We start from the raw sequence: 16,448 nt of genomic DNA on the forward strand, positions 1-16,448 counted from the left end.
TTAGTTAGTTTCTTCAGGATCGTTTTCAGTATTAAGAGAATCTCCCTCCGTAGTTTCGGGCTGAGTTTCTGTAGTGCCATTAGTAGGGGTAGTTGCGGGAGGGCGTACTTCTGGGGGGGGGATTACAAAAAATGCCCCTGCTGCCATTGCCAAACTAGCAAAACCGATCGCGACAGGAGTCAATCTTTCCGAGAGGGATTGTTCTGGCTGACGATAGCGTCTGCTGGCAGGTTTTAACTGGAGAGTCATGGCAGGAAGAGTAGTGCGATCGGCATAAAAGCGATCGAGCGCATCCACTAAATCGAACAATTCGATAGTAGTTAAATTAATTTCTTGCTTTTCTTCACTGCTACTTGCTTCTGGTTGGAGGGTTAAACGATGAAGATTTTTGTCGGTTTTGGTAATAGTAACTTGAGGATATTCGCCATTATCCTGTGGCGGTTGAGCTACACCACTTAAGAACTCCTGAGCATATCTACTCACAGTGCGAGATAGATTTTCAAGAAAAACACTACCGCCACTGATGGTTTGATTGGAGTTCAGAAAATTACATTCAGCATCGATCAGAATTGACATGGGAGATTGACCATCTAAAATGTCAACATTTTCCGAGTCGCTATCTTTCAATCCTTTCAAAATTAAATTGCAATTAGGCAAAATATACTGTCGCTTGATATTCATAATTTATGCCACTTCCCCATCAAACAAACTAAACCACACTCGCTGTATACCGCTAGTTCCAGTACAGAATAACAATTTATTTAGTAACGACAACGCTAATTCATTTAATTGTTCTTCTGAAGCAATGTAAGCCGATACTTTAGCACGACGGGAGTTCATTCGACTGCGAAAATGAGCGCGAAATCTTTCTAAATATTCTGAAAGACGAAAATGATTGTCTACGGGTAAGTTTTTCTCGCGCATTTGTTGTTCTGCTACCAATAGTTGTCTGATATGCACCATCAGATCTTTTGCCCGATAGCCAGCAATAATGACTAAAGCTTTGGCTTGGTTTAAACTTAATTCGTCTCTAGTATAGGAACGTCGCCAAGGATTGCTACAACGCAAACGCCAGAGATTAACGCGATTTTTGATAATCGAATCCAAGTTTAATTGCCTGGCGATCGCCAGCATATGTTCCGATCCGCCCAATTCTAATGCTTCTAGTGCCAGCAAAAGCAGATCGATTTGTTGCTGGGTGCGAGGAGAACAACCCTTAGAAGGAAGAGATATGTCTGGTAAAGTATTTAAAACTGTTCCAGGGCTATCTGTTGGGGAAGGAAAGTCGGCTTCTAAACTTGCAGATTGGCTCATTATAAAATCAAATCGATAATCTAGTTATAAGTGTTATTCTCTGTCGAGGATAACAAATTAATCTCTGGTGCTATGATGCCACAGCTATAAAAACTAATCTAATCTAAATTTACTGATATGGAACTCAAATCTCTAATTCGCGATATCCCAGATTTTCCTCAGCCAGGAATTTTATTTCGAGATATTACAACTTTATTAAATAATCCTCAAGGATTGAGTCATACCATAGATAGTTTGGCGGAAAAATGTCAGGCTGCTAATTTTACTCCAGATTATATTGTGGGAATGGAATCGCGGGGATTTATTTTTGCCACTCCCCTAGCTTATAAGTTAAATGCAGGATTCGTACCAGTACGTAAACCGGGAAAGTTACCTGCGGCAGTACATTCAGTAACTTACGATTTGGAATATGGTCAAGACAGTTTAGAAATCCACCAAGACGCGATCGCACCCCAGTCTAAAGTCTTAATTGTAGACGATCTCTTAGCCACAGGAGGTACTGCGGGAGCGACCATTGAATTAGTCAAGCAAGTTGACGCTCAAATAATTGGTTGTGCTTTTATTATCGAACTGATGGCTTTGAGAGGTAGGGAAAAACTAACGGGAGTTCCAGTTATCAATCTAATTGAGTATTAAATTACTGTTGATATAGTATTTGTTCAAAACAAACTTGTCCTACTTCTACTAAAACTCCTTCAGCTTGTTCATCTTGGAGAGAGTTGTCAGTTAACTGCTTAAATTCTTCCAGTTTATATTGACTTTGAAACTTTTTCAGAGTACAGTCACAAAGTTTTTTGGCTTCTGCTTCGCTCAATCCTTTGTCTAAAGAAATTTGCACGCATTCTGTATTATATTGCCGAACAAATTCCGCGGGATATGCCACGTCGTTGGATTTGGATTTGGGTGAATTGTCTGCAAATACTCTACTTCCTGTCGCCATTAGACAGAAAAACAAAAGAGAAGAACACAAATATTTCATAGCGATCGCACCTTTAACTAAATTACTAATCTAGTCTACAGTTTGGACGGAGAGATTTGCTTCTAGCTGAATCAATTCATCTCTATGGGCGGAAATACTGACTAAATTGGGGCTATCTTGGCGAGTTACTACCCCCAAGATTATTTCTTCCCAACGTCCTGCTTTTTGCCAATAAAAGACACCAGCCAGAGGTGCTAGCACCACTAAAAGCCAAACTAAGTTATTCGCATTGGGAAATAAAAGAAACAAGACTAAAGCCAAGCAGGAAAAACCCACAAACGCCAAGAAAGTTAGTAATGTTGCCAGAAAAATACTAGGTTGAACGAATCCTTTGAAAGTAATTCGTTTCTGTTCTGGATCTACTGTGGTAAGTTGATAAGCCCTCGACTCAAAATAATCTTGTAACTTTTTCAATAAAACATCTTCTGATTCTGATGGCAGAAGTTGAATTTGTTTAGTGCGATCTTTGACTGAAGCGCGGATAAAGAAAAACAATCCAATCGCCATTAATAAGGTGAGAAAAAAGGTCGAAGATATAACTGGCAGATTCACTTGAAAAAAATTATTTAATAAATATGACAATATTCTTGACTATATCTCAATTCATGCTGCTTATTTCATTTATGGTCATTTCAGTTGAGACTATTCAGGAAGTCGGCAACGCTATTTTTCCATAAGACAGGATCGACAGTAACCAAGATTTGATGCCCCCCATCTTTAAAATTAACTAGTTGTTTTCTCGCGTCAATATTGTCATACAGTTTCTGTATCTCCGAATTATTAACCGTAGAGTCTAATTCTCCTTGTAAAATCAGAGTCGGACAATTAACTTTTCGCCCATAGTCTAGAGGATTGTGAGCAAAACCATTAAAACCATGCTGAATTCCGCCCCAGAAAACCATCAATTCACCTAAAGGAAAAGGAGGAATATTCGACCTCTTTAATCTGGTTTTAACAGCACTCAAAAGACTAGTAAAAGGAAGTTCTAAAATAATCCCGTCTGGTTGAATCTCTTGTAGGGCGATCGCTCTTAGGATAGCAGCAGTACCCATAGAAATACCATACAAAATCAGAGGCTTATCTGGTTGCAATGCTTTTAATTTTTTGACGACAGTGACTACATCTTGGCTCTCGATTACTCCCACCGTAGTTTTATGACCGCTAGAACCTCCAGCCCCTCGAAAATCAACTAAAACGCTATCATAGCCCAGGTGATGAAATGTTTTTGCGGGAGCAAGTAAACTGCTTTTACTAACCCCTTTACCGTGAAATAAAACTACCGTACCTTGGGAAATTGGTTTATGAGTTTCGATCGACCAAGTTTCAATCCATTGGTTGTTGTCAATTGTAATGCGATCGCCCCTGTAAGGTAAATTAAAATCTTGGGGTGTTTTTTTATTTTGGGGACGAGGATATCCTAATGCTATTTGTTCTTTTTCTCGATAGTTAGTTAAAGCATAAGCTCCTAAATAACCTGAAATATTTAGCCCGATAATAGTTGCGATCGCAGCCAGAAAAATATAATTTAATTTACTTTTAACTAAAAACAAGAAACTTAAGAACCCTAATTAGTAATATTTAGATGCTATTGACGATCGCTCGTTAATTACTAATCGAGTATATCCCATTCAATTCCAGAAAAACGATTTAAACAAATATATGACAATCCTAAATTACTTCTGTCCTATTTAATTCTGCTATCAATCTCAATCGGCTCTATTTCTTACTATATTTCCCAACGTAATTTGATTTTGTCGTAAATTATACTTACGTACCTTAAGATCTATTCCACGAATATAACCTTGTTTTTAACTCTTTTATGCTTAAAAACGAGAATATACGGCAATTTCAGATCTTGTTAGCCGAGACTAAACTAATTGTTTCCGATCTATCTCGAACAAGGTTTGATTATCTTTTCCATAAAAGCAAATTGCGCTCGTTATATGACATTTAGTTTGCTATACTTACTTCATAGTTTATAATCTTAATTTTTTTTTTACTATATGAATTCAGTAGTTCAAATAATTGAACCAGAAGGCATTTTAGATGGAACTAAAACTGATGACTTTCAACATCAGATTAATCAAAGTATAGATAGTGGCGTACACACTATTCTAGTTGATTTTAGTAATGTTACCTTTATGGATAGCTCTGGCTTAGGAGCTTTAGTTAAAGCCTTTAAATCTCTTAAGGTTGCCGAAGTTGATTTCTTTCTTTGTTCGATTAACGATCAGATCAAAATGCTGTTTGAATTAACTAGCATGGACGAATACTTTGCGATTTTGAGCGATCGCCAAGAGTTCGAGCAGCAGTTGCATAAGAGTTAATGCTTGTAGCCGAACAATCTCGATCTTCAATAGAGAAAAAGCAGTAGATAACCTAACTTATCCACTGTTTTTTTTATTTAATAGTCATTTTCTGATAAGAAACTTAAGTAAAAAATACTGTTTTTAATTCCCCATTCTCCATTCCCTATTCCCTCTTATAGTAGTGAAGGAGCGCAAGCAAAAATTAAACATGAAAATTGGTATTGTCGGTTTAGGATTAATTGGTGGTTCGTTGGGCTTAGATTGGCGATCGCAAGGACACTATATTATCGGTATATCTCGCCAAGAAAATACTTGTAGAATTGCTTTGTCAAAAGGTATTGCCGATCGGGCTGGTGTGGATTTTGCTTTATTAGCAGATGCGGAAATTGTAGTTATCTGTACGCCAATTGGCGCGATCGCATCTACCCTGAAAGTAATTCTTCCCCATCTTAATCCCGAAGCTATAGTGACCGATGTAGGTTCGGTTAAATATCCCATTGTTCAATCTTGCAATCCATTGTGGCAAAATTTTATCGGCGGACATCCCATGGCGGGTACTAGTGAAAGTGGTGTAGAAGCTGCCTTATCTGATTTATTTGCCGATGCGGCTTATGTTTTTACCCCTACAGAACAAAACAAACCCGAAGACGTAGAAAAATTAAAATCTCTCACCTTAGAATTGAATGCCATACCCTATGTTTGCGATGCCAAGGTTCACGATCGCGCGGTGAGTTTGATTTCTCATTTACCTGTCATGGTTAGTGCTAGTTTGATTCAAAATTGTTTGCAAGCAGATCCAGATACTCTAAAACTGGCGCAAATTTTGGCTAGTTCTGGTTTTCGCGATACTAGTCGGGTTGGTGGTGGCAATCCCGAATTAGGCGTAATGATGGCAAAATACAATCGAGAAGAATTATTGCGCTCGCTCTATGGCTATCGAGATTGTTTGGATCGAACCATTGAACTAATCGAAATTGAAAAATGGCAAGAATTGGAAGCAGTTTTACACGGCAATGGTCAAGCTAGACCGAAGTTTTTGAATTAATTTTAATCAATTAATCTTAATATTATTTTAAACAACCTTCTCTAAGGCTTATCATTCTTATAAAACAATTATATTTTGTTTTTCATAGAGTAAATACTATAATCTAATCTAAATAGATATAAATAAATCGGTAACACCCAAAACATAGTAATAAATCTATGAATGAGTTTTTTAATCAAAGCATCTGGCTAGTGCCTGTATATGCCCTGGCAGGTGCATTATTGGCTATTCCTTGGTCGCCTGGAATTATTCGCAATACGGGGCCGAGACCATCAGGCTATATTAATATCTTAATGACTTTGATGGCATTAATTCACAGTATTTTTGCTCTACTGGAGACTTGGCAACAACCCATTCAATACTTATCTTTTCCTTGGCTTCAAGCTGCGGGTTTGGATATTTCTTTAGATATTGAAATTTCTACAATTAACCTCGCTGCCCTGGTAGTGATTACAGGCTTGAATCTTTTGGCTCAAGTTTATGCCGTCGGCTATATGGAAATGGACTGGGGTTGGGCGCGATTTTTTTCTATGCTGGCTTTATTTGAAGCAGGAATGTCCGCCTTAGTTTTATGTAACTCTCTCTTCTTTAGCTATGTGGTGTTAGAGATTCTGACATTAGGTACTTATTTATTAATCGGTTTGTGGTTTAACCAATCTTTAGTAGTTACAGTAGCGCGAGATGCTTTCCTCACCAAAAGGGTAGGAGATTTAATCCTACTTATGGGAGTGGTCGCTTTATTACCTTTGGCTGGAACTTGGAACTATACAGAACTGGCTATTTGGGCGCAAACTACAGACATCGACCCCAATGTAGCAACATTGCTTTGCTTGGCGTTAATTGCAGGTCCTTTAGCGAAATGCGCTCAATTTCCCCTACATCTCTGGCTAGATGAGGCGATGGAAGGCCCAATGCCTGGAACAATTTTAAGAAATACGATTGTGGTTTCTACTGGCGCTTGGGTGCTGATCAAGTTACAACCAGTTTTGGCACTATCTTCTACTGCTTCTAGCTTTATGATAGCTGTGGGGGCAACTACTGCCATTGGTGCGGGATTAATTGCTATCGCCCAGATAGATATTAAACGCTCTTTATCCTATTCTGTCAGTGCTTATATGGGTCTGGTATTTATTGCCGTAGGTACGCAACAAGATATTACGGCTTTAAAACTACTATTTACTTATGCGATCGCCATGTCTTTACTAGTAATGAGTATTGGTGGGGTGGTATTAAATACGATTACCCAAGATTTAACCCAATATGGCGGTTTGTGGTCGCGTCGTCCCATATCTGGCATCGGTTTTCTCGTTGGTGGTGCTGCTTTAGTAGCATTTCCTCCCTTTGGCTGTTTTTGGACGCTAACGGAAATGGCACAACATCTCTGGGAAAGTCATCCTTGGCTAGTGGGAGTCATGGTAGTAGTTAACGGCTTAACTGCTTTTAGCTTAACCCGCGAATTCTGCTCGGTTTTTGGGGGAAAAACCAAACAAATGACCGTGCGCTCGCCCGAAGGATTGTGGAGTTTGGTGTTGCCGATGACTGTAGGAATAGGATTGGCTTTACACGCACCAATCATGCTCTATCGCTGGGGTTTGCTGCCTAAGTTTGCCGATTTAGATTTAACTGTTGCTGGTGCTTTGACTGCAACTACTGTTTTGGGTGTAGGTGCTGCTAGTTTTATTTACCTTAATGACAATATTACTAAACCCATTCAGCTAAAACCCAAGGCAGTACAAGACTTTTTTACTTACGATCTGTACACCGAGAAATTTTATCGCGTCACTATTGTATTTGTAGTGGGCTTAATTTCTAAATTAGTTTATTGGTGCGATCGCTTTTTAGTAGATGGTGCGATCAATTTTCTGGGCTTGGCAACTTTATTTAGTGGTGAAAGTTTGAAATACAACACCTCTGGTCAAACCCAGTCTTATGTAATTTCGATCCTTCTAGGACTCACCTTATTTATTGCCATAGTTTGCTATCCCCTAATTACACAAATATCTTTTTGAACTGACTTTGTTCGTAGTTGTTAGTTGTTAGTTGTTAGTAGATCGTTTTTATTTGCTCAATACTTCAAATAACAAAATGTTTAATATAAAGGAAAAATGCTTAGTTTCTTACTCTTATTGCCCGTAATTGGGGCTGGTATCATTGGTTTCTCTCCAGGAAAAAAAAATGCAGTTAAATTACGCAATCTGGCGACAGTATTTGCAGTTTTAACTTTTGTCTGGACTATATATTTATTGACTCAATTCGATCTTGCTAATACTGGCTGGCAATTCAGCGAGTATTTACCCTGGATCGAACCGATTGGCTTGAATTACAGTTTGGCGGTAGATGGCTTGTCTCTACCGTTGTTAGTCCTCAATGCTTTTCTCACCATCATTGCTATTTATAGCATTGGTAAAGATGTCGAAAGACCTAGGCTGTATTATTCCTTGTTGCTTTTAATTAATGCAGGAATCACGGGAGCATTAACCGCCCAGAACTTATTACTATTCGTCATATTCTACGAAATAGAATTAATTCCTTTTTATCTAGCGATCGCAATTTGGGGAGGAGAAAAACGAGGCTATGCAGCAACCAAGTTTCTTCTTTACACTGCGGTATCGGGATTACTAATTCTGGCAGCATTCTTAGGTATTGGCTTTTTAAATGGGGTTAGTAGTTTTGACTACGACACTATTTCTACTCAAGGTTTATCTTTAACCACCCAATTGATTTTGCTCACGGTATTATTAATTGGTTTTGGAATTAAAATCCCTCTAGTTCCCCTCCATACTTGGCTACCCGATGCCTACACCGAAGCTTCCCCCGCCATTACGATTCTATTAGGTGGTATCTTAGCCAAGCTGGGGACTTATGGTTTAATTCGCTTCGCCCTACAATTATTTCCCGATGCTTGGTCGATTGTTGCTCCAGGTTTGGCAATTATTGGTACGGTTTCCGTTATGTATGGGGCGTTAAATGCGATCGCCCAAAGGGATATTAAGCGGATGGTAGCTTACAGTTCCATCGGACATATGGGCTATATCTTAGTTGCTGCTGCTGCTGGGACGAAGCTGAGTATTTTAGGTGCAGTAGCCCAGATGATCGGACACGGTTTAATTTTGGCTTTGCTATTCCACTTAGTAGGTATTGTGGAGAGAAAAGTTGGCACTCGCGATCTAGATGTTCTCAATGGTTTAATGAACCCCATACGAGGCTTACCCCTCACTAGTGCCTTATTAATTATGGCGGGAATGGCTAGCGCGGGTATTCCTGGCTTAGTTGGTTTTGTCGCAGAATTTATTATCTTCCAGGGTAGTTTTAGCACTTTTCCCATTCCTACACTATTGTGCATTGTTGCTTCTGGCTTGACGGCGGTTTATTTTGTTATTCTGCTCAACCGCACCTGTTTCGGCAAATTAGACAACAGTTCGGCATATTACCCTACTGTATCTCGTTCGGAAAGCATTCCTGCTTTTGTCTTAACGGCAATTATTCTTTTCCTCGGCATTCAACCCAACTGGTTATTACGTTGGACAGAACCTACAACCAATTTACTAGCAGTAAACGTCAATCAAATCGAACAGATAGCAATGGACAGGGAACAATTGACAATTAAATCAAACAATTAAGTAGTACTAATAAATAACTTCCGTGTCTCTGGAATAAATTAAATCTCATAACGTTTCTACCAATCGTCAATTATCTATCAACTATCAACAATGACTGCCACTCCAATTAAACCAACCAAACTACCTCCTTCCAATCATGAATTCGCCGATGTAATTCATCGTCTAGAAGCAGGGGGTTCGATGTTACCCGATACGCCAGAAAATCTAATGCAGATTATTGGTATCTACAAAGCCTATGCTGTTCCTATGGATTTCTACTGGCGCGACTTACTCTATATCGCCGAGAGAGTATTTTTAAATCCGCTTCCCTTTTTTAAATATTTTTTACCTAAATCTTATTTAGATTTACCTAATCACTATGCAGATGAAAACGCCGATCTTCAAGTTTGGCGGGGCAAAGCTTCAACACATCCAGACTTGTTCGAATTTATAGAAAAGGGCAATACCCGCAAAATGTCCAAGTTATTTCATCACTTGTGGCACGATCGCATTAATATGGAATTTGCCGAAGCTTGTATGCGAGCGATGCTATGGCACGGTAGGGATATGGGCTGGGGTAAGTTTGATGCCTATCTCGATACGGAAGAATACAAACAAAACGCAGATAAGGCAATTAAAGCTTATTTTAAAAATAATCCTGTGATGTTGGGATTGTATAAGCTATTTCCCGATATGTTTCTCGAACAGGTGCGACAGCTATCTTACTATTCCAACTTGGGCTTATTTTGGGAAGTAATGGCACCGGTATTTTTTGAAATGTCTGATATCTATGATGAGGGCGGATTTAAAGGTGTTCCTGATGCGATGGACTTTTTAGTTAACGGTATCTTTGCGGTAGCGGGTAGACCGATTTACCATCATGTTTATATTGGGGATGAATGCTACGAAATTATTCCCAAATCGAAGGGTTTTACTTGGCTGTATGAAGCAGCATTACCCTATGTAGAAGCAGTTTTTTATCGTACTGCCCCTTTTAGAGGTACAAAATCTTATAATGCCCAAGCCAAACAAGTCCCCGACGATCAAAAAGATTTTCATTACGGTATTTTATACGCCGATGTTTTCCCCGTTGGCACTGCGGGTATTCCTCCCACATTATTAATGGATGATATGTATCATTTCCTTCCCGATTATCTCCAAGAATATTATCAAAAATACTGTCGCGGAAAAGATGATGTATTAATTCAATTGGGTATTACCTTTCAGCGATCTATGTACAACGTTACCTCTGCGGTAATTCAAGCTTTACGTCAGGCTTTGTTATATCCCATAGACGATCCCAATCCCCAACATTTGCAGAAAAACCGCGAGTTTTTTGAATCTCAACTAAATCGCTTTTTGCGTGCTGAAGCTCGTTTGAGCGATATTCAGTCTCAGGATTATCGTTAGGTTGGGTGATGGATAAATAGGCATTGGGCAAAGAACAATTGACAATTAATTAATCATGAACTATCAAAATGATTCGTTGGAAGTAATGGCAATTGCAGGAATGGCTTTTTTCTTTTCTTTATTTCTAACTCTGTTTACTTGGTTATGAAATATAGTCGTTTTAGTTAATTTTTGTACCCTCTAAGTTATTGGTTCGTCCTAAAGGGTAGCGTTACGCATAAGGGATTAGGGATTGGGGGAAATTCAGATAAATTTAATTGAAACTTTGACATTCTCCTCCCAAACCATTAACGATCGCGCAGACATTGTGAGCCATCATTTCGCTATAATTATTTGCCGTTCCTAAGCCATCGGCAAACAGTTGTTCTGTTGCTAATTCAACCTGGGCTGCTTTAGCGACATTTTTCATCACGCGATCGCTGGTACTAGTTTCGACGAAGATAGTTGGGATCTCTAATTGTTCTATTTCTCCTGCTAGTTCTTTAAGTTGGGAAGCAGTAGCCGTAGTTTGGGAACTAACTCCTTGGAGAGTTTTATAGTCTTCTAGATGATAAGCTCGAACGAAATAATTAAATGAATCGTGATTGGTCACTAGGATTCTTCTTCCTTCAGGAATAGTGGCAATTTGTTCTTTAATCCAAGCATCTAGTTGCCAGAGTTGTTCGGTTAGATTGCTACTGTTTTGTAAGTATCTTTCTGCTTCTGAACTATTTAGCTGCAATAAAATCGGTTGAATAAGTTCGATCGCTGCAACTACATTTTCTACATTGTGCCAAACATGAGGATCTGGTTCTAATTCTTTTTTTTCTCCATGGTCTTCATGGTCTTCATGGTCTCCATGTTCTTCATGGTCTTCATGTTCTCCATGGTCTTCATGGTCTTCATGGTCTCCATGGTCGTGTTGGCTCAAAATTGGCTCGGTAACTACTTGTTCGTACACTGCTAGTTTGGGAACTTGAGTTTCGCTAGCTTCAATTAAGTTAATGATTTTTGGTTCTAGTTGATAGCCACCATATAAAATTAATTGAGCTTCCTCCATCGCTTTAAGTTGCGAAGGGGTAGGATTGTAGGCGTGGGGATCACGATCGCCATCTATCAAACAGGTTAGATCGATTGTATCTTCTGCCAAAGAGCGAATTAGATCGCACAGAACGCTGTGAGAGGCGACTATCTTAGGCTTATCGTCAGCACGAGCAATATTGTTGCTACTTTTGAGACTGCAACTATTCAAGAACCCTACAGAGCTTAAGATAGCCAGACTGAAAACACTTTTGACCCAAGACTTATTAAACATCTAACCTAAAATTACTTGCGAAGCGAATAAAAATGAAAATGATTCCAATTATTATAATGTAGAATGATAATGATTCCAATTATTATCTTCCCATGCTAGAAGTTCGCAATTTGAGTGTAAATTATCGTTATACTTCGGCATTAGAAGACGTTTCTTTTAACCTACAACCAGGACAAGTAGTAGGTTTGCTCGGCTCTAATGGTGCGGGAAAAAGCACTCTAATAAAATCTATTTTGAGTTTGGTAACTCCGACAAGGGGTACAATTACGTGGAAGAATAAGCCCGTCAAGCAGCAATTAAGCAAGATAGCTTATGTACCTCAGCGATCGCAAATCGATTGGGACTATCCCGTGACAGTGGAAAAAGTGGTCTTAATGGGTCGAATCAACTCTACAGGTTGGTTTAAAAGCTATAGTAAACATTGTCGCCTTTTAGTACGTCAAGCCTTAGAAAGAGTGGGAATGTGGCAATATCGCAAGTATCAAATTGGAGAACTTTCAGGAGGACAGCAACAGCGCGTTTTTTTAGCTAGAGCGATCGCCCAAGATGCTGAATTGTTTTTATTTGACGAACCTTTTAATAATGTAGATCGCCAAACAGAAACCATCATCTTCGATATTTTTGCCGAACTCAAAGCCCAACAAAAAACTTTGTTAGTTATCAGTCACGATCTGAGCGAAACTTTAGAAAACTACGACTACTTATTGTTATTGAATAAGAGGCTGATTGCTGCTGGTTCGATGGAAACAGTCTTAAGCAACGAAAACATTAATAAAGCTTACAATCGCAATTATTCTTTTAATATTAAAAATATAATTATTTCCTCTAGTGATAAAAATAAACAACAGCCTTCTACCCGTAGATAAATAGAATTAACTCTTTCCCCATCCCAACAAATGGATTTGTGCGGAAAATTTGTAGCTACTATGCTGACTTGGTTAACCGAACCTTTAGAATTTGAATTTATGCGCCAGGCGATCGCCATTGGCTTATCTTTAGGAATTCTCAGTGCGGTAGTCGGCAGTTATTTAATTTTGCAGCAAATGGGCATGATGAGTGGGGTAATTTCTCATGCGGTTTTACCAGGAATTTCCATCGCTTTCTTTCTAGAGATAAATATTGCCATTGGCGCATTTGTAGCGGGGGTATTGAGTGCTTTGGTAGTAATGGGCATTCAAACGCGATCGCGAATTAAAGTCGATGCAGCAATGGCTTTAACTCTGACGAGTTTTTTAGCTTTGGGAGTTATTTTAATTACTTCTCTCAAAACCGATCGCATTAATCTGGATGAAATTTTATTCGGCGATATTTTAGGAGTTACCAGTGCTGATGTTTGGCGCACGATAATTATTACCCTTGTTATTTTAGTTTTAACCAAGCTTTTTTATAAAGAACTAGAATTTTATACCTTCGATCCTTTAGGAGCAAAAGCCTGTGGCTTACCCGTCAACTTGCTTTATTTTGGTTTGGTATGTGCGATTTCCTTAACCATTGTTGCTAGTATGCAAACTGTCGGCGTGTTACTAGTGATGTCCCTTCTCGTCGGTCCTGCGATCGCTGCCTATTTATTGGTTAAAGAACTACATCAAATGATGTTCCTAGGCTCAATTATTGGAGCAATTTCTAGCATCACGGGAATGTATTGTAGCTACTATTTCGATCTTCCTTCTGGTGCTGCGATCGTGATGGTAATTTTGTTTTTTTTCTTATTAGCTTTATTCTTTAGTCCCAGTCAAGGAATTTTTACCACTCCTGAATTAAAATCAAGAATTTTGAGTTGGTTGAGGATAAGAAATAACTAGTCACTGTAATTAGAAAGTATTTATAGTCATTCTAATTAATTTCCTCACGATTAAATGGCTTTAACCTTTGGTTAGTTATTAGTTATTAGTTATTAGTTATTGTTATTGGGTCTAAGTACCCTCTCAAAATCTACTAATTAATTGAACTAACTACTAACTACTAACTACTCTTTTAATAATCAAAAATTATTCAAACTATTTAAAATCAGTCTGTATAGCTTTTTATTAGTTTTTAAATTGTATTTTAAAAGCAAAATAATCATACTCGATAATTTTGAAAACAGCAACGATCTCGATCGCACCAATTACAAGATCTTCAACATAAAATCTAGAAAACAACTTTGAAAACATATATCTCATGATGATTATATGTTTTTAATCGAGCTATAGAAACTTGAAAAGCTAAAAAACTTTGGATTATTGCGCCTAAAAATCGAAATTAAATGTATTAGGTAGCCAGAGTGTTTATGCTTTGTATTTCCATTTTTAAACCTATTTAAATAGCTTTTTAGCGATTACTTTTACTTACTTTTTTTTAAACCCAAATTATACGAAGTCATATAGTCTGAATTTAAAATGAAAAATATAGACCCTCAAAACTCAAGTACACAAAAAGCTATTTGCCAAAAAAATACTTACGATTTAGCTATCGTCGGATCGGGTATTTCTTGCACCTACACTTTGATTCACTACATTTCCTTAATCAAAAAAAATTTAGTCATACTCCTAAAGGTATACCCAATAACTTGATTAGAGTAGCCGTTTTAGATAAATCAGGAGAATTTTGGACTGGTATTCCCTATGGAAGTAGAACTGGCAAGCAATCTCTAATTATTACTGCCCTCAAAGAATTTTTACCTCCAATGGAAAGACAATCTTTTATCACTTGGTTAACCAATAATTACGATGTTGTATTACACTCTCTACAATCTCGCCCTGGAATATTCGATCGACAATGGCTGAAATCTTACGAAGCGGTAATGGTTGCAGGTCATTGGGACGAATTATTTTTGCCCCGCTATATTTTTGGTTGGTATTTAAAAGAGCAAATAGAAACGTTACTAACAGAAGGTAAAAATCAAGAATATTTAGAATGCGATCTCTTTGAGGGAGAAGTATTGAATGTACAAAAACTAGCAGATAAACAATATCAAGTTGACTTGGCAAATTCTCAAGAAGATCTATCTTTGGTAGCTGAGAAAATAGTTTTAGCTATTGGTAGCCCTCCAAATAAAGCTTCTTTCCTCAGTAACTTTGCTCAGAGTGAAGCAGATCGAGATATCTGTGCGATTGCCAATATGTATGAACCTTCCCAAAGTAGCAACATTGAGACAGTTATCAAATTTCTCGAACAATCTGATACTCCTGAAGACAATAAAGTCTTAATTATCGGTTCAAATGCTAGTGCTTTAGAAACTCTTTACAGTCTCAATAACATTTCTGAAGCCAAGAATTTAATTAGCAAATTTATTGTTGTTTCCCCTAATGCCCAATTTCCCCATCGCATTTACAACAATCCTAACTCTACTTCTTTTGTGGCTAAAAATCTCAAAGCTTTGATCGAACAAGAAAAATTTACTGCCAAAGAGATCTTTGAAGCATTCAAACTAGACATTAAAAATGTTCTAGCCCAAGGGGAAACCATTGATGGTACTTATCGCCTTATTTCCCAAGAAATAATTACCGCTCTTAATATGCTCGATTTTGAAGAGCAAAAAATGTTTATCATTAGGTATGGAGTGAAAATCGGCAAATATCAAAGACGTGCGGGGCAAGATTATCTTAATGTAGTAGATAAGCTACTAGCTAAAGGCAGACTTGATTTCATTAAAGGCAAGTTTATTCGTACTATAAAAAGTAAAAGAGGATTTGAATTTATTAATTCCGATAGCCAAGAACTAGAAGTTTATAACGAAACCATCAAAGTAGTGATTAACTGTGCTGGTTTTCAAGATCTAACTAAATCTACTTCTACTCTGATTCAAAACTTGGTTAGCAATGGGGTATGTACTCCCAATGAATCTAAAATTGGTTTTGAAATGACTGGAGATTTTGAAGCCAACGAGAATTTTTATTTAATGGGACCTTTAGTTGCAGGTAATATTAATGATAAGTTGAAAATATGGCACGCTGAAAGTTGCGGTCGTATTTTTAATCTTTCTCAAAAATTAGCTGAGGTTTTGATTTAAACTTTTTTCAAGCATTAGGTATTTAAGTTAGGACGTTATTTACTCCTGTTTACCTACTACCTACGAGCTAATAACTTAACTTATCCTAATATAATCTTGTACGGCTATAAATACCTAACCTCGGAATTTTAGCATTGTTAGTCGTTTCATTTCTTTACTTTTAACTGACTTGAGTTCGCATTCAACAATAAAAACATAACGTGAGGAATATGTGATGAAACGCTCGATATCTAATAAACCACACTACCAATTATGAAAGTAGGAATCGTTAGAGAAGGCAAAATTAAGACTGATTCTAGAGTACCGTTAACACCAAAGCAATGCCGATACTTGCTAGATAAAGAGCGCGACTTACAAATATTTGTCCAGCCCAGTCCAGATCGCTGCTTTGCCGATTCCGAATATTTAGAGCAAGGTATTCCACTAGCAGAAAATCTTGAGATGTGCGATCTGCTGTTGGGAATTAAAGAAGTTCCGATTTCAATGCTGCTGCCGAATAAAACTTAC

General features: G+C 37.9%; 15 protein-coding genes and 1 pseudogene. 10 read left to right on the plus strand and 6 right to left on the minus strand.

What is annotated here, in order from left to right; translation table 11 throughout:
- The gene (locus tag AC33VI_RS15700; protein WP_491783212.1) at window positions 1-681 is read right to left on the minus strand and encodes a DUF4335 domain-containing protein; all 681 of its coding nucleotides are present in this window, start codon (window positions 679-681) and stop codon (window positions 1-3) included.
- Window positions 682-684: 3 nt separating this feature from the next.
- Entirely contained in the window at window positions 685-1,314 is a 630-nt protein-coding gene (locus AC33VI_RS15705) for a DUF3038 domain-containing protein (protein ID WP_491783213.1), read from the minus strand.
- A gap of 117 nt (window positions 1,315-1,431) precedes the next feature.
- Between AC33VI_RS15705 and AC33VI_RS15710 the strand changes: the two genes are divergently transcribed.
- Window positions 1,432-1,950 carry an adenine phosphoribosyltransferase gene (locus tag AC33VI_RS15710; RefSeq protein ID WP_491783214.1) on the plus strand — a complete coding sequence of 173 codons (519 nt, stop codon included), beginning with the start codon at window positions 1,432-1,434 and terminating at the stop codon, window positions 1,948-1,950.
- A gap of 1 nt (window position 1,951) precedes the next feature.
- Here AC33VI_RS15710 and AC33VI_RS15715 read toward each other — a convergent pair whose 3' ends face one another.
- The 3 genes from AC33VI_RS15715 to AC33VI_RS15725 form a co-directional block, all read right to left on the minus strand.
- Window positions 1,952-2,293: a hypothetical protein gene (locus tag AC33VI_RS15715; protein WP_491783215.1), complete on the minus strand. Its 342-nt coding sequence runs from the start codon at window positions 2,291-2,293 to the stop codon at window positions 1,952-1,954.
- 30 nt (window positions 2,294-2,323) lie between these two features.
- The gene (locus AC33VI_RS15720; protein WP_491783216.1) at window positions 2,324-2,845 is read right to left on the minus strand and encodes a cofactor assembly of complex C subunit B; all 522 of its coding nucleotides are present in this window, start codon (window positions 2,843-2,845) and stop codon (window positions 2,324-2,326) included.
- Window positions 2,846-2,925: 80 nt separating this feature from the next.
- Complete coding sequence (locus AC33VI_RS15725; RefSeq protein ID WP_491783217.1) at window positions 2,926-3,843, minus strand: alpha/beta hydrolase; 918 nt, start codon at window positions 3,841-3,843, stop codon at window positions 2,926-2,928.
- A gap of 453 nt (window positions 3,844-4,296) precedes the next feature.
- On the opposite strand from AC33VI_RS15725, the gene AC33VI_RS15730 reads away from it, so the two are divergent.
- The 5 genes from AC33VI_RS15730 to AC33VI_RS15750 all read left to right on the plus strand — a co-directional run bounded on the left by AC33VI_RS15730 (window position 4,297) and on the right by AC33VI_RS15750 (window position 10,656).
- Window positions 4,297-4,620, plus strand: coding sequence for an STAS domain-containing protein (locus AC33VI_RS15730; protein WP_491783218.1), 324 nt, complete (start codon window positions 4,297-4,299; stop codon window positions 4,618-4,620).
- A 190-nt stretch (window positions 4,621-4,810) separates the two neighbouring features.
- The gene (locus tag AC33VI_RS15735) at window positions 4,811-5,647 is read left to right on the plus strand and encodes a prephenate/arogenate dehydrogenase (RefSeq protein WP_491783219.1); all 837 of its coding nucleotides are present in this window, start codon (window positions 4,811-4,813) and stop codon (window positions 5,645-5,647) included.
- A gap of 158 nt (window positions 5,648-5,805) precedes the next feature.
- Window positions 5,806-7,656: an NAD(P)H-quinone oxidoreductase subunit F gene (locus tag AC33VI_RS15740; RefSeq protein WP_491783220.1), complete on the plus strand. Its 1,851-nt coding sequence runs from the start codon at window positions 5,806-5,808 to the stop codon at window positions 7,654-7,656.
- A gap of 96 nt (window positions 7,657-7,752) precedes the next feature.
- Window positions 7,753-9,267 carry an NADH-quinone oxidoreductase subunit M gene (locus tag AC33VI_RS15745; protein ID WP_491783221.1) on the plus strand — a complete coding sequence of 505 codons (1,515 nt, stop codon included), beginning with the start codon at window positions 7,753-7,755 and terminating at the stop codon, window positions 9,265-9,267.
- 90 nt (window positions 9,268-9,357) lie between these two features.
- Window positions 9,358-10,656, plus strand: a complete 1,299-nt coding sequence (locus tag AC33VI_RS15750; RefSeq protein ID WP_491783222.1) for a CO2 hydration protein — start codon at window positions 9,358-9,360, stop codon at window positions 10,654-10,656.
- 253 nt (window positions 10,657-10,909) lie between these two features.
- Here the strand turns inward: AC33VI_RS15750 and AC33VI_RS15755 are convergent, their stop codons facing one another.
- Entirely contained in the window at window positions 10,910-11,950 is a 1,041-nt protein-coding gene (locus tag AC33VI_RS15755; RefSeq protein ID WP_491783223.1) for a metal ABC transporter solute-binding protein, Zn/Mn family, read from the minus strand.
- Between the two features lie 92 nt (window positions 11,951-12,042).
- Between AC33VI_RS15755 and AC33VI_RS15760 the strand changes: the two genes are divergently transcribed.
- The 4 genes and pseudogenes from AC33VI_RS15760 to AC33VI_RS15775 all read left to right on the plus strand — a co-directional run.
- The gene (locus AC33VI_RS15760) at window positions 12,043-12,816 is read left to right on the plus strand and encodes a metal ABC transporter ATP-binding protein (RefSeq protein WP_491783224.1); all 774 of its coding nucleotides are present in this window, start codon (window positions 12,043-12,045) and stop codon (window positions 12,814-12,816) included.
- 60 nt (window positions 12,817-12,876) lie between these two features.
- Window positions 12,877-13,752, plus strand: a complete 876-nt coding sequence (locus AC33VI_RS15765) for a metal ABC transporter permease (RefSeq protein ID WP_491783225.1) — start codon at window positions 12,877-12,879, stop codon at window positions 13,750-13,752.
- Between the two features lie 746 nt (window positions 13,753-14,498).
- A complete protein-coding gene (locus AC33VI_RS15770) occupies window positions 14,499-15,941 on the plus strand; it encodes an FAD/NAD(P)-binding protein (RefSeq protein WP_491783226.1) in 1,443 nt (480 codons plus the stop codon).
- 252 nt (window positions 15,942-16,193) lie between these two features.
- Window positions 16,194-16,448, plus strand: a pseudogene (locus AC33VI_RS15775) (alanine dehydrogenase); the annotation flags it as partial.

It is taken from the genome of Waterburya sp. (assembly GCF_058530065.1).